The sequence below is a fragment of the Agromyces sp. GQ35 genome, assembly GCF_059758475.1.
Window position 1 is genome coordinate 1849696 of sequence record NZ_JCAXEO010000001.1, and the last position, 14221, is coordinate 1863916.

At 68.7% G+C, this 14221-nt stretch carries 11 protein-coding genes; 2 read left to right on the top strand and 9 right to left on the bottom strand.

The genetic code is table 11. The features are described 5' to 3' along the window. Positions 1-396 precede the first annotated feature (396 nt). A complete protein-coding gene (locus AC6CH0_RS08545) occupies positions 397-1800 on the bottom strand; it encodes an HNH endonuclease signature motif containing protein (protein ID WP_498099699.1) in 1404 nt (467 codons plus the stop codon). A 244-nt stretch (positions 1801-2044) separates the two neighbouring features. Between AC6CH0_RS08545 and AC6CH0_RS08550 the strand changes: the two genes are divergently transcribed. Then, the gene (locus AC6CH0_RS08550; protein ID WP_498099701.1) at positions 2045-3016 is read left to right on the top strand and encodes an alpha/beta fold hydrolase; all 972 of its coding nucleotides are present in this window, start codon (positions 2045-2047) and stop codon (positions 3014-3016) included. Positions 3017-3215: 199 nt separating this feature from the next. On the opposite strand, the gene AC6CH0_RS08555 is transcribed toward AC6CH0_RS08550, so the two are convergent. The 5 genes from AC6CH0_RS08555 to AC6CH0_RS08575 form a co-directional block, all read right to left on the bottom strand. Next, on the bottom strand, positions 3216-6728 hold the full coding sequence (locus AC6CH0_RS08555; RefSeq protein WP_498099703.1) for a glycosyl hydrolase family 95 catalytic domain-containing protein: 3513 nt from the start codon (positions 6726-6728) through the stop codon (positions 3216-3218). A gap of 267 nt (positions 6729-6995) precedes the next feature. Further along, positions 6996-7778 (bottom strand): SDR family oxidoreductase, encoded by a 783-nt coding sequence (locus AC6CH0_RS08560; RefSeq protein ID WP_498099705.1) that lies wholly within the window; start codon positions 7776-7778, stop codon positions 6996-6998. Positions 7779-7787: 9 nt separating this feature from the next. Beyond that, positions 7788-8549 (bottom strand): SDR family oxidoreductase, encoded by a 762-nt coding sequence (locus tag AC6CH0_RS08565; RefSeq protein WP_498099707.1) that lies wholly within the window; start codon positions 8547-8549, stop codon positions 7788-7790. Positions 8550-8635: 86 nt separating this feature from the next. After that, a complete protein-coding gene (locus AC6CH0_RS08570; protein ID WP_498099709.1) occupies positions 8636-9001 on the bottom strand; it encodes a hypothetical protein in 366 nt (121 codons plus the stop codon). Continuing rightward, on the bottom strand, positions 8988-9869 hold the full coding sequence (locus AC6CH0_RS08575) for an RNA polymerase sigma-70 factor (protein ID WP_498099711.1): 882 nt from the start codon (positions 9867-9869) through the stop codon (positions 8988-8990). Before AC6CH0_RS08575 ends, AC6CH0_RS08570 begins: the two co-directional genes overlap by 14 nt. 303 nt (positions 9870-10172) lie before the next feature. Here AC6CH0_RS08575 and AC6CH0_RS08580 point away from each other — a divergent pair, with 303 nt between their 5' ends. Then, the gene (locus tag AC6CH0_RS08580; protein WP_498099712.1) at positions 10173-10628 is read left to right on the top strand and encodes a GNAT family N-acetyltransferase; all 456 of its coding nucleotides are present in this window, start codon (positions 10173-10175) and stop codon (positions 10626-10628) included. A 45-nt stretch (positions 10629-10673) separates the two neighbouring features. Here the strand turns inward: AC6CH0_RS08580 and AC6CH0_RS08585 are convergent, their stop codons facing one another. The 3 genes from AC6CH0_RS08585 to AC6CH0_RS08595 all read right to left on the bottom strand — a co-directional run bounded on the left by AC6CH0_RS08585 (position 10674) and on the right by AC6CH0_RS08595 (position 14217). Further along, positions 10674-12122, bottom strand: a complete 1449-nt coding sequence (locus AC6CH0_RS08585) for a DUF2252 domain-containing protein (RefSeq protein WP_498099714.1) — start codon at positions 12120-12122, stop codon at positions 10674-10676. Then, positions 12119-13759: an MFS transporter gene (locus AC6CH0_RS08590; RefSeq protein ID WP_498099716.1), complete on the bottom strand. Its 1641-nt coding sequence runs from the start codon at positions 13757-13759 to the stop codon at positions 12119-12121. Before AC6CH0_RS08590 ends, AC6CH0_RS08585 begins: the two co-directional genes overlap by 4 nt. Positions 13760-13902: 143 nt before the next feature. Beyond that, a complete protein-coding gene (locus tag AC6CH0_RS08595; protein WP_498099718.1) occupies positions 13903-14217 on the bottom strand; it encodes an ArsR/SmtB family transcription factor in 315 nt (104 codons plus the stop codon). Positions 14218-14221 lie beyond the last annotated feature (4 nt).

A 14221-nucleotide genomic window follows, 5' to 3' on the forward strand; every position in this document is an offset into this window, starting at 1 on the left:
GCGGGGCCAGCCTAGCGCCGGTGTCGGGTCGGCAGTCGAGGCGGTCGCTGATCGTGCCGACGGATTCGACGGGCTCGACGGGCTCGACGGGTTCGACGGGTTCGACGGGTTCGACCTGTCGACCTGTCGACCTGTTCGACCTGTTCGACCTGTCGACCTGTCGACCTGTTCGAATGGTTGGAACGCACGAGCACGAGCACGAGCGCGCCCACGAGCAGTGCGCCGCTCACCGATTCCACCGGTGGCGGCTTGGACGGCGGGGATCCAGGCGTCGAGGAGTAGTCGAGAAGCGTCACGCGCGCGTCAGAGCGCTCCAAGTTCGCGGGTCGCTGCCTCACTGCGGTGAGGCTCGCCGCGTGAGCGATCTCCCGTTTGGCGCCACCTCATCGCGCCGCATCATGCGACGGCTGCGGGTCTTCGGTCGAGTTGGTCGGCGAGGCGGGTGGGGGATTTCGTGGCGGGGTGCCAGGTGCCGCCGGGGTCGAGCCATGCGGGTGGCCGGATCTGTGGTGTGCCCCGGGTCATGCGGATGGCCCACCCGGAGGTGTCGATCGTGCGGTGGTGGAACCAGCACAACAGCACACCGTTGTCAGGATGCGTCGGGCCACCGTCGGCGTCGGGGATGACGTGGTGGATCTCGCACCAGGATGCCGGTACCTGGCAGCCCGGGATGAGACAGCCGCCGTCGCGGAGGGTGATCGCACGGCGTTGGTGCGGGGTGAAGCAGCGTTCGGGTGAACCGAGCCGGATGATGCGCCCGTCGTCGTCGAAGACGACCTGTTGCGTGCCGCCCGTGCACATGAGTTGCCGGGCGGCACGCAGCGACACGGGGATGTCGATGCCGTCGGCGTGCGCAACACCACGCCCGGACTCGAGATCCGCCGCGCGGACACTGATGAGGACCGTGGGTGCGGCGCCGCCGATGCTGGGATGCTCCCCGGAGCGGGCGGCCGTCGCGATGATCGCGGCCACCACGTCGTGGCGTTGCTGGTCGGCGGTGCGGGTTTCGCCGTTGGCGGCGATATCGGCGCGTTCTTCGGCGGTCATGAACCCGCCACCCGACCGGGGCGCCAGGTGCGCGTCGAACAACCGGGTGAGGCCTGCAGCGACCTCGGGCAGGAGTTCACCGGTGACGGGGATGAGTCCGTCACGGGCACGTCCGATGCGGAACCCTCGGCGCCGCATGGCGCGTTCGTCGTCGGGTTCGGGGCCGTCTTGATCGAGGAACACCGCCCACGCTTGGGCTTGCACCCGCAGCTCATCGGCCGTGCACCGCACCGGGTACGCGTCACCGGCGCCGAGGGCCGCAGCGACCAGCTCCCGCTCGGCGGTCTCGAGCGCGGTGGGGTCGGCGACTCGGCGGGTGGCGTCGAGTTCGCGGATGATTGTGCCCGCAGCATCCACCCCCAACGCACCACCGGCCAACGCTGCCGCAACAGAGGCGAATCGCGCCGGCACCCGCTCACCGGTCAACCCGACACCAGGCCGGGTCGCCGCGCCGAGCGCAACACGTCGCCGTGCTTCACCGCCCGACACCTGCGTCACCCGCTCGAGCAACTCGCCAGCAGTGCGGCAGCCGCGGCGCGTCGAGAGCCGTTCGGAGCCCAACTCGACCCGCGACCGCTCCGCAACCTCCCCGGCACACGCCGCGCGGTGCGCGTCGATCACCCGGCCCACGGCTTCGAACGCGGCGGCCGCGGCGAGCAGCTCGTCATCAGACCAGCCCGCGACATCACCAACGCCCACCACGTCGAGGAGCGCGGTGCGCACCCCGTCGAGGGTCGCAGCGAGTTCGGTCATGACCCCAGTCTGGCGCCACCCACCGACATCCGAACCGACCCCGACGAACCACAAAACAGCAGATCAGCCTGTGAATAACTCCACCCGAACACTACCTGTGGAGGACACGTCGCACGAGGCATGAGCATGGGAGAGCTGCACAATTCTCACTTTTCTCGCCGCCGCGGGAATAGCGAGGGCTGCATTCGCCGTTGACTCCTACATCAGGACAATCCAGTCCTACTTTAGGAGTTAGGAACCCATCATGAACACAGCACTCACCAACCTTCCCACCGCCACCGGTCTCGGATCCGTGACCGGTGCCCCGAATCTGCCCGTCGGATTCACCGACACCTTCACGAGCCGCTACGTCGATGCCGACGGCACTCGACTGCACGCGGTGATCGGCGGCCAAGGACCCGCAGTGCTCCTCGTGCACGGCTGGCCCGAGACCTGGTACGCCTGGCGCCTGCTGATGCCCGCCCTCGCGAAGAACTTCACGGTGATCGCCGTCGACCAGCGCGGAATCGGCCTCTCCGACAAGCCCGACGCGGGCTACGACGTCGGCACCCTCGCCGCCGACCTCGTCGCACTCATGGACACCCTCGGCCACGAGCGGTTCGCGGTCGTCGGCCACGACACGGGTTTCGCGGTCGGCTACGCGCTGGCATCCGATCACGCCGAGCGCGTGAGCCGGCTGGTGCTCGCCGAGCTCCCGGGCGCGCCCGGCACGACGCCGGCTCCGCCGCTCTTCGTCCCCGCGCCGATCAACAACACGCTGTGGCACATCCCGTTCAACCGCGTCGAGCAGCTCCCCGAGCAACTCATCACGGGCCGCGAAGACGTCTACTTCGGCTACGAGTTCGCCGTGCAGGGTGGCGGGGTGCGCGCCGAGGCCATCGCGTACTACGTCGAGCTCCTCTCGAACCCGGAATCGTTGACCGGCAGCCTCGGCTTCTACCGTGCGTTCGACGCAACGGTCGCGCAGAACACGGAGCGCGCAACACGCAGGCTGCCGATGCCGGTGCTCGCGCTCGGCGGTGAGCGGAGTTACGGCGACCACGTCGCCGGGGGTGTCGCCCTCGTCGCCGATGATGTCGAGGGCGTCGTGATCGCGGGTGCCGGTCACTGGCTCGCGGAGGAGGCCCCCGAGCAATTCCTCACAGCGCTCGACCGGTTCCTCGCACCCGACCTCGCGGCAACCCGGGCGGCGACGCTCGAGGCATCCGTTCGCTGATTGCACACGGTGCGCTCGCGCACGACGAAGCCGGCCGACGGATGTCCCGTCGGCCGGCTTCATCTTCGCCCCCGTGAAGTCGGGGATCACCCGGAGATCAGGCGGGGATGACTCGGGGATCACCTGGGGATCAGGCGGGGGATCACTTGGGGATCAGGCGGGGATCGCCTTGGGGATCAGGCGGGGATCGACCCGCAGGTCACCCGGGGAACCCCTCGTACGGCACATCCCGAGACGTGGCGATCGGCTGGCCGCCGACGGTCTTCGTCGCCGTGACCTTCACCACGCCGGCCGGGATCGCGGTGAGCCTCGTCGAGAACGAGTGGGTCGCGTTCTTGCCGGCGGCGACGTCCGCGATCGTCTTCGTTCCGTAGGCGGATTCGAGCGCGAACGTCAGCGGTGCATCGTCTTCGTTCCGCGCCTTCACCACGAGCTGCACCTTGCCGCCGACCATTCGGCGCTTCACCTCGACATCGAATGCGACATCGACGGCCGGGCCGAGGTCGAGCATGGGCGTGCCGGAGGTCGGATTCGCCGGCCGCACTCGGCGGCCCTCGCCATTGACGATGACGATCACCGGACTCGCGTTCGGCGCCTTGTCGCCGACGACGTTGTAGGACGTGACCACCCCGTTCTCCCACTCCGCCGAGACCTCGTAGCCGCCGCGGGCCCGGAGGCCCGTGAACGAGCCGGTCGGCTTCCATGCATTCGGCAGGGCCGGCAGCAGCGCGATGCGCTGCTCGTGGCTCTGCAGGAGCATCTCGGCGACCGCGCCGGTGATGCCGAAGTTGCCGTCCATCTGGAACGGCGGGTGGTTGCCGAACAGGTTCTGCAGCGTGTTGTACCGCAGCAGGCCCCGCACCATGGAGTTCGCCCGCTCGGCCTCGCCGAGGCGCGCGAAGAGTGCTGCCCGCCACGGCCAAGTCCACGAGCGGCGGCTGTCGCCGGTCACGTTGGCCTCGGTGAACGGTTGCCCGTCGACCTCGCCGCAGCGTGCCTTCAATGAGACGAGCGCTGCGGCCGCGAGCTCGGGCGTCTGCGAGGTGATCTGGCGGCCCGGGTACACCGCGAACAGGTGCGAGGTGTGTCGGTGCAGGTCGGTCGGGCTGTCGCGGTCGGTCTGCCATTCCTGCAGCTGCCCCCAGCTGCCGATCTTGTTCGGCGCGAGGCGAGACTGCAGGTCTGTGACGGTCGCCTGGTACTCGGCGTCGAGGTCGAGGGCGGCGGCGCACTCCCGGTAGTTCTGGAACAGGTCCCAGATGATCTGCTGGTCGTGCATGACGCCGTCTTCTCGCGGACCGTGCTCGGGCGACCAGCCGTTCGGGGCGACGAGGGTGCCGTCGGGCAGCTCCTTGAGCTCGTGCTCCCAGAATTGACAGATCTCCTTGATGAGCGGGTAGGCGAGGGTTTCGAGGTACGCGCGATCCTGCGTGAACGCCCAGTGCTCGTAGAGGTGCTGGGCGTACCAGGCGCTCGCGATCGTGTTCCATTCCCACGCGTTGCCGCCGAAGATGCTCTGCGAGGTGCGCGCTGTCCAGCCGGGGGTGTCCTGGCCGAACGCGTTGCGCGTGGCCACTCGGCTCGGCACCGCGACCTGCTCGATGAACGCGGCGAGCGCTTCGTGGCTCTCGGGGAGGTTCGTGGTCTCGGCCCCCCAGTAGTTCATCTGGAGATTGATGTTGGTGTGGTAATCGGAGGCCCACGGTGGCTGGTTGCTGTTGTTCCACAAACCCTGCAGATTGGCGGGCAGGCCGCCCGGTCGCGATGAGCTCAGCAGGAGGTAGCGCCCGTAGTCGAACATCGCCTGCTCGAGGGTGGGGTCTGCGCCGCCCGCGCCGTAGCGGGCGAGGCGCTGGTTCGTCGACAACTGCAGCACCGAGGCATCCGTGTCGCCCCAGGTCACGACGGCACGCGACATGAGGGCGCCGACCTGCTCGGTGTGCTCACTGCGCAGCTCGTCGAAGGGGCGAGCGGATGCCGCGGCGATCGCGGCATCGATCACGGGCTGCGGCTCGACCCCACGCCAGCCCTCGGCTGCACTCAGCTTGTAGTCGGTGCGGGCATCGAGCAGGGGCGTGAGCGTGGAGGCGCCGGTGAAGCTGAGCGAGTCCGAGCCTGCTGCGACCTGGCCATCGGTGTCGACGATCTGCACGGTCGCGGCGTGCTTGAGCGCGTTGAGCATGGCGCCCTGGAAACCCAGGCGGCGAGAGGTGCCGTTCGCCGTGGTCGGTGCGTTCGCCTGCCCCGATGCGAGGGTGATGACGCCGCTGAGGCCGGCCGCGTCATCTGTCGTGTAGCGCAGCACGATGAGGTCGGCTCCGCGACTCGCGAACGCTTCGCGCGTCACCCGGCCGGTGCGCAGGGCGAACTGGGTGTGATGCACGCCGATCGCGGTGTCGAGTGCGCGACGGTAGTCGGCGGCGACACGGCGGGTGCGGGTGTCGAACCCCGAGCCGGTGAACGCCACGCCCGCGAGGTGGAAGGCGCCGGGCGCCGTGAACGTCAGGCGGTAGAGCGAATACTCCGTGGCGTTGGCGAACGCGAACTCCTTGGCCTCGCCGCGAGCCGAGAACGTGGTGCCCGTGCGCGAGTCGAGCTGCTGCCACGTGCTGCCGTCGTTGGAGCCCTCGAGCACCCAGTCGCGCGGGTCGGCCGCAGAGGTGTCTGCGGCGCTCGTGATGACATAGGTGTCGAGCGCCCGCTTGGCGATCAACTGCAACTGCCAGTGGGCGCCGCCATCGACGTCGTCGACGTGCCAGGCCGTGGCGAGATCGCCGTCGATGCTGCGAGCGATGTCGGCATCGTCATCGCCCGAGTGGCCGCTCGGCGAGGTGATGTAGACGAGGTCGCCCTGCACGAGGTCGACGCCGGCGAGGGCGAACTCGGCGACCTGGAAGTGGCTGACTCCCGCCTTGGGCACGATGTCGAACCGATATTTCGCGTAGGCGGTGGTGTTGGCGAACGTGAACGACTTCGTCTGGAAGCGCTGCTCGAACGGCGGGCCGACGCGGGTGTCGAGGGTGACCCACGTGGTGCCGTCGTTCGATCCCTGGAATGCCCACTCCTGCGGGTCGCGCGCCGGGGTGTCGTTCGCGCTCGTGATGCTGTAGCCGGAGACGACCGCCGGGGCCGTGAGGTCGGCCTGCCAGAGCACGTGGGCGGGCGGGCCGATGATGCACCACTTCGTGTTGCTCCGGCCGTCGATGGTGTTGGCGATGGTCTCGGAGCCCGAGATCACGTAGGGCCCGCCCGGAGAGCTGACGGTCGGCCCTGCTGCGAACCCGATGCGCATCGTGCCGAAGTCGCGGTACGAGCCGAACCCGGTCTCGCTCGTGTCGTAGCCGCCATCGGGCTGCCCGGCGAGCGCGTTGTCGTAGTTGTTGAGTCCGCCCCAGAGGCTCTGCTCGTTGAACTGCACGACTTCCTCGTCGGGGTTGCCGAAGAGCATCGCGCCCACGCGGCCGTTGCCGATCGGCAGTGCCTGCGTCTCCCAGTCGGTCGCGGGCACGCCGTACCAGAGCGCCTTCGCGGAGATCTCGGGGAGGCTGAGGCCGCCGGTGGCGGCTCGGACGCCGCCGGCCGGCAATGGTGCCGCCGCCGCCGCCGCCGCTGCGGCCTGGCCGCCCATCAGGTTGGGTACGAGCGGCGCGAGCGCGAGCACGCCGCCGATCTGCAGTACCCGACGTCGATCGAGTTCGTGGTCGAGAATCAAGGTGAACCTCCCAGGGCAACATTGGTCTGGTGTCTGACGGATGCGATGACGCGAAATCGCGGCAAGCATCACATCTCGACCCATCATTGCTGACAAGAGGTCAGATGTATAGGTGGTTCTTCCGAGGCTCACATCACCGAACGGCGAGGCCCGCACTCGCGTCGATCGCGGCGGCGAACGCGGTCGGTGCATCCTGAGGGAGGTGGTGACCGGCGCCAGCACGCGTGTGCTGCTGCCCTGGCGCCGGCCGCTGCGGCCGTCGGTCCGTCAGAACGCCCCCTCGAGGTCGACATTGGGCCGTCCCCCGGCGGCGAGCCACTCCTCGTACCGCGTCGGCGCGATCGTGGCGTCGGGTCCGGGCAGCAGCTCGCGCTCGTCGAGATCGGTACCGAAGTACCGGGCGAGCGGATCGACCTCGACAGCGCGCAGGTCGCTGCGGGCCCGCAACTGGCGACGCACGAGCTCCTCGAGCCTGAACTGCTCGGGCCCGGCGAACTCGACGACCTGGTTCAGCGGCGAGCCGACGGCGGTCGTCGCCACCGCGGCAGCGACATCGTCGGCGGCCATCGGCTGGAAGAGCGCGCGCGACAGGCGCACGACGTTCCGGCTCGTCCCTGCATCGGCGATGTTCGCGATGAACTCGAAGAACTGGGTGCCGTGCACGATCGTGTACGGCCGGCCCGATTGCCGGATGAGGCGCTCCTGCGCCGCCTTTGCTGCGAAGTAGCCGCCTTCGGTGCGGGCGAGTCGGTCGGTGCCGACGACGGAGAGGGCGACGTGGTGCGGCACCCCGGCGGCGGCGCCGTACGTCAGCAGGTTGAGCGTCGAGCCGTAGAAGAACTCGTTCGCTCCCGCCTCGTCGAGATAGTCGGAATTGGAGACGTCGATGAGCACCTCCGCCCCGGCGAGGGCCTCCGCGAGACCCTCGCCCGTGTAGGAGTTGACGCCCGTCGCGCGCGAAGCGACGACGACGTCGTGGCCGTCGGCCTGCAGCCGCGCCACGAGCCGGGTGCCGATGAGACCGGTGCCGCCGATGACCGTGATACGCATGGCGGCGGCCTACTTCACCGAGGCCGACTGCGCGGCGAGCCAGTCGGCGAACGTGGTCGTCGACAGTTGGGCATCGTCGCTCAGTGGCACGAGCTCGGTGCCGGTGAGCTTCGCGCCGAAGTACGGTGCCTCGGGGTCGCCGACGACGGCGCGGGAGTCGCCAATCGCCGTGAGGCCGCGACGGATCAGCTCGTCTTGGCCGAGGCGCTCGGGCCCGCCGACCTCGAGGGTGCCGTTGATCGGGGCAGTGGCGGCGACGCGTGCGACGGTGGCCGAGACATCCGCAGCGCCGATCGGCTGCATGAGTCCCGTGGACACGCGCACGGTGCCGTCGACGGTCGCGGCATCGGCGATCCGTCCGACGAACTCGAAGAACTGGGTCGCCCGCACGATGGAGTACGGCAGGCCGGACTCCTCGATGAGCTTCTCCTGTGCGATCTTCGCGCGCAGGTACCCGCTGTTCGGCACCCGCTCAGCGCCGACGATGGAGAGCGCGACGTGGTGGGTGACCCCCGCCTCGCGCTCGCCCGCGAGCAGGTTCTTCGTCGACGTCGTGAAGAACGCGAGCACGTCGTCGTCGGCGAACGACGGCGAGTTCGAGACATCGACGACGACGTTGGCGCCGACGAGCACCTCGGCGAGGCCTTCGCCGGTGATGGTGTTCACGCCCGAGTTGGGTGACGCGGCGACGGCCTCGTGGCCGTGCTCGGTCAGGTGCTCGACGACCTTGGATCCGATGAGGCCGGTGCCTCCGATGACGACGATCTTCATGACTGGTGCCTTCCATCAGGGCCGCGGCGAATCCGCTGCCGTCATGTAGCTCAGACCGGGCTGCCCGATGATTTGTGACGGGCGAGTCAGTCGATCTCGGGGCGTCGGCGATTCCAGGCCGCGAGCTTGCGCGGTGCGGTCGAGAGCCAGAGCACGTCGATCATGTCGATCGCGTCGATGCTGAGCACGCCGAGCACGTGGTCGTCGGATCGGCGCAGTGCGAGGCCGAGCCGTCCGTTGACGTGCACCGCGTGCAGCACGGCCTCCGGATGCATCGCCAGTCGCCGTCTCAGCACGCGAATCGCGCGAGCACGCCCGCGAAGATCGCACCCGCCATCGTCACCGGTGTCGACGACCAGGCGTACCTCGGGATTCAGCACGCCCGCCAGCGCGAAGTCGTCTCCAAGTTCGAGGGCGACGCGCAGGCGAGCGACGAGGTCATGAGGCTGCACGGGAGGCCACTGCGCCCAGCTTGTGGGGGTTCATCATCCAGAGCACTTGCTCGATGCCGAGCGAAGAAGCGACGAGGGTGAGCACCGCGAACGTCGTTCCCTCCTTCGAGAGCAGCATCGAGGGCCGCCCGTTGACCTCGGCCTCGGTGACCTCCACGCCCACCCAGAAGTGCGTGTGGAAGGCGCGGATGTACTTCGCGACGATCGCCCGGCTGCGCACCGGGAACTTCGAGGCCCGCACGACACCGCCGCCGTCGGAATACGACACGACGTCTTCGGCGAACAGCCGTTCGAGCTCGACGAGGTCGCCCGTCTGCGCAGCGCTGACGAACGCCGTGAGCAGTCGTCGCTGCTCCTGCTTGGTCACCTCACGCCGACGTTCGCCCGTGAGGTGCTTCCGCGCGCGAGAGACGAGCTGTCGCGCAGCAGCCTCGGAAACCTGCACGATCTCGCAGATCTGCTCGTAGGGGTAGGCGAAGGCCTCGCGAAGCACGTACGCGGCCCGCTCGGTCGGAGTGAGCCGCTCGAGCATGACGAGTACGGCGACGCCGAGCGCCTCGGCACGTTCGGCGCCGAGCGTCGGGTCGGCGCTCGTGTCGACGGGCTCGGGCAACCACGGCCCGACGTAGGTCTCACGGCGAGCACGGGCGGATTGCAGTGCGTTGATCGCGAGCCGAGTGGTGGTGGTGGCGAGGAACGCGGGCGGCTCCAGCACGACCGATCGATCGGTGCCCTGCCAACGAAGCCACGCCTCCTGCACGATGTCCTCCGCCTCGCTCGCGCTGCCGAGCATCCGATAGGCGATGCCGAAGAGTCGCCCGCGCACGGCTTCGAATGCGGCGAGCGCGTCGTCGAGGTTCTCATCCATCGGTGATCCCGTCGGTCGGCAAGTGAGGACCGCGATCGTCCTTTCCAGCTGAGACCGCATGGTACGCGCGGATGTGACGGCTTTCCAGGAATTGCCCCCATTTTCGGATGAAGGCGGCGGCGGATGTCACAACGTCGCGGCATGCCCGGTCGAAGCTCGTGACAGGCTCGGTCGAGTCGTGAGGCAAGAGCGGGAGCACCGGGTTTCAGGCGGCCCTCTTCAGGGTTGCGCCAAGCAGACCACGACTGGTCCCACCCGCCGCCGAGGCCCTGTCGACGCGAGGTCATGAGATGGAGGGTTTCGATGAGCACACGAGATGGATTCACGCCGGTCGAGTATCCGGATGCCGCCGGGTACCCGGATGGGGCCGGGTTTCTCGACGAGGGCACTGCTGCACTCGTCGACGAGGTGACGACGGCGGAGGTTCGCGAGGTCGACCGGCCCTCGGCCGATGCCGCGTTCGAGATCGAGGTGCATCACCACGCAGAAGCGCACCGGTACGCTGCGACGATCGACGGTCGTGAGATGGCGTATGTGCAATACGACGAGGTCGACGACCGCATCGTGGTGCTCACGACGAGCGTCGACCCCGAGTTCCGCGGCCGTGGCATCGCTGCCGATCTCATCGCCGATGTGCTCGACGACCTGCGCGAGCGGAACCGGCCCATCACCGTTCGCTGCCCGGTCGTTGCGGCGTTCATGGCTGGGAACCCGCAGTACGCCGACCTGCTCGAGCCGAACCAGCCACGCTCGAGCTGACGCAATCGGTGGGTCGACCGGCCTGCCCGCCCTCCGCGGCTGCGGTCAGCGCGCGGTCGCCGCCTCTGCCGCTTCCAGGCGGCCGGATGCCACGGCAGCCATGAACGCGGCGTAGTCGCGCTCGTTCTGGTCGGCGTAGGCGACCGCGAACTCGCCCAACGCCCGATCGAACCGGTCGCTCGACCCGAGGTAGGCGGCGATGGCCACCCGATCGCCCGAGCGCGCGTGCGCTCGGGCGAGCATCTCGCCGCACGCGGTCGCGTACAACTCAGCGCCCGCCGCCACCATCACCTCGACGTCGAGGCCGCCCTTCCAGTCGTGCAGCTGGCGCAGGTAGAAGTCGCGTACGACTCCGTCGTGCCCCGTGACCTGCTGCCAGCCGAGGAAGATGTCGCTGGCCGCCTGCATGAGCCGCTGACCGCGAACGACCCGCTCACCGTGTTCGACGTATTCGCTGGGCGGCAGGAACCGTTCGAGCACCGATGCTTCGGCCTGCTTTGCCTGCAGCATGAGTGGATCGCCGTCGTCGCGCCCGCGCAGCAGCACGATCCACGCACGAGTGCCGACGCTGCCGACGCCGACGACCTTGCGGGCCATGTGCAGATAGCTGAACTCGGCGAGCGGATGCCGCGTGCCGGGCAGCGTCGTCTGGTAGCTGCGGAGCAGCGCGCGCATGACCTCCTCGTCGTCGGCGTGCGTACGCCCCAGCGGCCCCAGGTCTTCGATCGGCACCACGAACGGCGGGTCGGCGGCGATCCTCGGTCGGCCGTCGACCAGGTGCACGAGCTTGGAGAACGCCCGCGCGCTGTCGCGTGCACGTGCCTTGGCGAGCACCGAGTCGGTGCGTTTCACCATTTGCTTCTCGAGCTTGCGTTCCTTCTGCCGGGCGCTGACCCACGCTGACAACGCGTCGGCGTCGAACCGGTCGTACCACGCGTCGAGCACGCGCGCCTCGGCGGCCCGGCGCATCTGCTCGCGATATCCCCGCGCGGCCGCGCGACGGATCGCGTCGCGCTCGTCGTCAGTGAAGTCGCGGTGGCGACCGGCCACCTCGAAGCTCGCCACGAGGCGCTTGAGATCCCATTCCCAGGGGCCGGGGAGGGTCTCGTCGAAGTCGTTGATGTCGAAGATCAGCCTGCGTTCGGGGGTACCGAACACACCGAAGTTCGAGAGGTGGGCGTCGCCGCACAGCTGCACGGTGATGCCGGAATCGGGAGTCGTCGCCAGATCTGCAGCCATCAGCAGGGCTGCGCCACGGTAGAAGCTGAACGGCGACGCCATCATGCGGGCATGGCGGATCGGCACGAGCTCCGGCACGCGGGTCGTCGCCTGTTCTTCGAGCAGCGACACCGGATCGGTACGGTTCGCCGGCGGCTCCCACGCCGCATGCGCGGACCGCGGCACGCGCATGCGGGCGGCGCGGCCCCATTCGGCGCGCGCGCTGAAGTCGGTCGGCGCCGGCTCCGGGGGCAGCTCCTCGCTCGCGTCGTTCATGTCGTCTCCTTCACCGGTTCGGCGGCAGCATCGGCCTCGGCCTCGGGCGGGCGACCTGCGATCTCGGTCGGAATGCCCCGTGAGAAGAACAGCGACAGCAGCGCGATCACGATCAGCGCGACGAAGGCGACACGCAGTGATTCGATCTGCGAGTTCTCGTAGATCGACGTCAGCTCCGCGGCATCCGCTTCGTTCAGCCCCGCCTCCTCTGCGAGGCCGTCGACGGATGCCGCAGGCACGATCTCGACGCCGCCTGCCGTCGCCTCCTGCACGGCCGAGCGGGTCTCCGCAGACAGCTCGCTCGTCGCGACGGCCGATCCGAACGAGGTGGCGAGTGTGCCGATGAGCACGGATCCGATGAGCGCGGTGCCGAGGGAGGAGCCGAGGTTCTGGAAGACGCCTTGCAGGCCCCCGACCTCGCTGGACTGCGTCTCGTCGACGCTGGACATGTTCACGTTGCCGATCTGGGAGGCGAGCAGCCCGAGGGCGGCGCCGGCCGCGAACATTCCAGCTCCGAACGCGATGCTCTTGAGTTCGAGGTCGACCGCGCCGAGCAGCACGATGGCGCTCACCACGAGGATGATCTGGCCGGCGCGGATGATGCGACGCGGCGACCAGATGAACGACAGCTTCGTGCCCAGGATGGAGAAGAGTATGAGGGAGATCGAGAGCGGGAAGATCCTGATGCCCGTCTCGAGCGCGTCGAGCCCGAGCGTCATCTGCAGGTACACGGGCACCATGAAGAACAGGCCTGCCGTCAGGGCGTACTGCGCCGCGAGCACGGTCAGCCCGCTGCGGAGCCGCCCGATCGAGAAGAGCGAGACGTCGACGAGGGGCGCGCGACCCGCGGCGACCAGGCGTCGTTGCCGCCCGATGAACGCCCAGATCAGCAGCGCTCCCGCGAGCATCAGCCACAGCGTGAGCGAGACCCCGAGCGGCGCGATCGCGACGCCGTTGATCTCGGGCGACTGCAGCGGAGTGACCCAGCCCCACGTCTTGCTCTGCAGCATTCCGAACACCACGAGCACCAGGCCGGATGCCGAGAGCACGACGCTCAGCAGGTCGATGCGCGCCGGCCGGGCTCCGGCCCGATCCGTCACCGCGCGGGAGAAGATCACGACGCCGATCATGATGACGACCTCGGCGACGAAGACGTACCGCCAGCTCAGATAGGTCGTCATGAAGCCGCCGATGAGCGGACCGGCGGCGACCGCGGCACCGGAGGCCGCGCCGATGATGGCGTAGGCGGTGACGCGTTCGTGTCCCTCGTAGTTGTCGGCGATGAGCGCCGCGATCGCGGGAATCACGAGCACCGCGCCGAGCCCCTCGATCACCGACCAGCCGAGGAAGAGGAACCCGATATTGGGGCTGAACGCGGTGATGAGCGAACCCAGGGCGTAGATGCACGAGCCGATGACGAACGCTCGTCGGCGGCCCCAGACATCACCGAGCTTCGCTCCGAGCAGCATGAAGGCCGCCATCGTGAGCGTGTAGAAGGTGATCGCGCCCTGCATGGCGGCGACGCTCGTGTCGAGATCTTTCACCACGGTGGAGATCGAGACGTTCATGACGGTTCCATCGAGCACCATCACGAACTGCGCGCTGCCGAGGATTGCGATGACTGACCATCGCTTCATGCGCGGCGTCGATCGGTCGGCGCGATCATCGATTCGCCGGCAACGGTCCTTCTGCACATCGGCACATCTCCTGCCCCCGGGCGTCTCCACCGACGCCGACCGCCACCAGTCTCCTCCTCGGGGCGCTGATCGTGGTGATTTTTCTAGATCGACGTGCCGACGAGCTGAGCGAACCGGGCGATCTCGGGCTCGTTGCGCTGATAGTGCGACCACTGACCGACGCGGGTGCAGGTCACGAGGTCGGCCCGCTGCAGTGTTGCCATGAACTGCGACGCCGTCGATTGCGAGACGTTCGCTCGGGCCTGGATGTGCTTCAGGCACACCCCGACCTGCACTGCGGGCCGGTCTTGAGGCGGGAACGAGCCCGGGTCCTTGAGCCACCCGAGGATGGCGAGGCGCGTCGGATGCCCGAGCGCCTTGAACACGGCCACCAACTCGTTCTGCGTCGGTTCGGTCATGCAT

What these genes read in the sequence shown, in the direction of transcription:
- AC6CH0_RS08545 (WP_498099699.1), bottom strand. Translation starts at nt 1,800, where the DNA reads ATGACCGAACTCGCTGCGACCCTCGACGGGGTGCGCACCGCGCTCCTC.
- AC6CH0_RS08550 (WP_498099701.1), top strand. Translation starts at nt 2,045, where the DNA reads ATGAACACAGCACTCACCAACCTTCCCACCGCCACCGGTCTCGGATCC.
- AC6CH0_RS08560 (WP_498099705.1), bottom strand. Translation starts at nt 7,778, where the DNA reads ATGCGTATCACGGTCATCGGCGGCACCGGTCTCATCGGCACCCGGCTC.
- AC6CH0_RS08565 (WP_498099707.1), bottom strand. Translation starts at nt 8,549, where the DNA reads ATGAAGATCGTCGTCATCGGAGGCACCGGCCTCATCGGATCCAAGGTC.
- AC6CH0_RS08575 (WP_498099711.1), bottom strand. Translation starts at nt 9,869, where the DNA reads ATGGATGAGAACCTCGACGACGCGCTCGCCGCATTCGAAGCCGTGCGC.
- AC6CH0_RS08580 (WP_498099712.1), top strand. Translation starts at nt 10,173, where the DNA reads ATGAGCACACGAGATGGATTCACGCCGGTCGAGTATCCGGATGCCGCC.
- AC6CH0_RS08585 (WP_498099714.1), bottom strand. Translation starts at nt 12,122, where the DNA reads ATGAACGACGCGAGCGAGGAGCTGCCCCCGGAGCCGGCGCCGACCGAC.
- AC6CH0_RS08590 (WP_498099716.1), bottom strand. Translation starts at nt 13,759, where the DNA reads ATGAAGCGATGGTCAGTCATCGCAATCCTCGGCAGCGCGCAGTTCGTG.
- AC6CH0_RS08595 (WP_498099718.1), bottom strand. Translation starts at nt 14,217, where the DNA reads ATGACCGAACCGACGCAGAACGAGTTGGTGGCCGTGTTCAAGGCGCTC.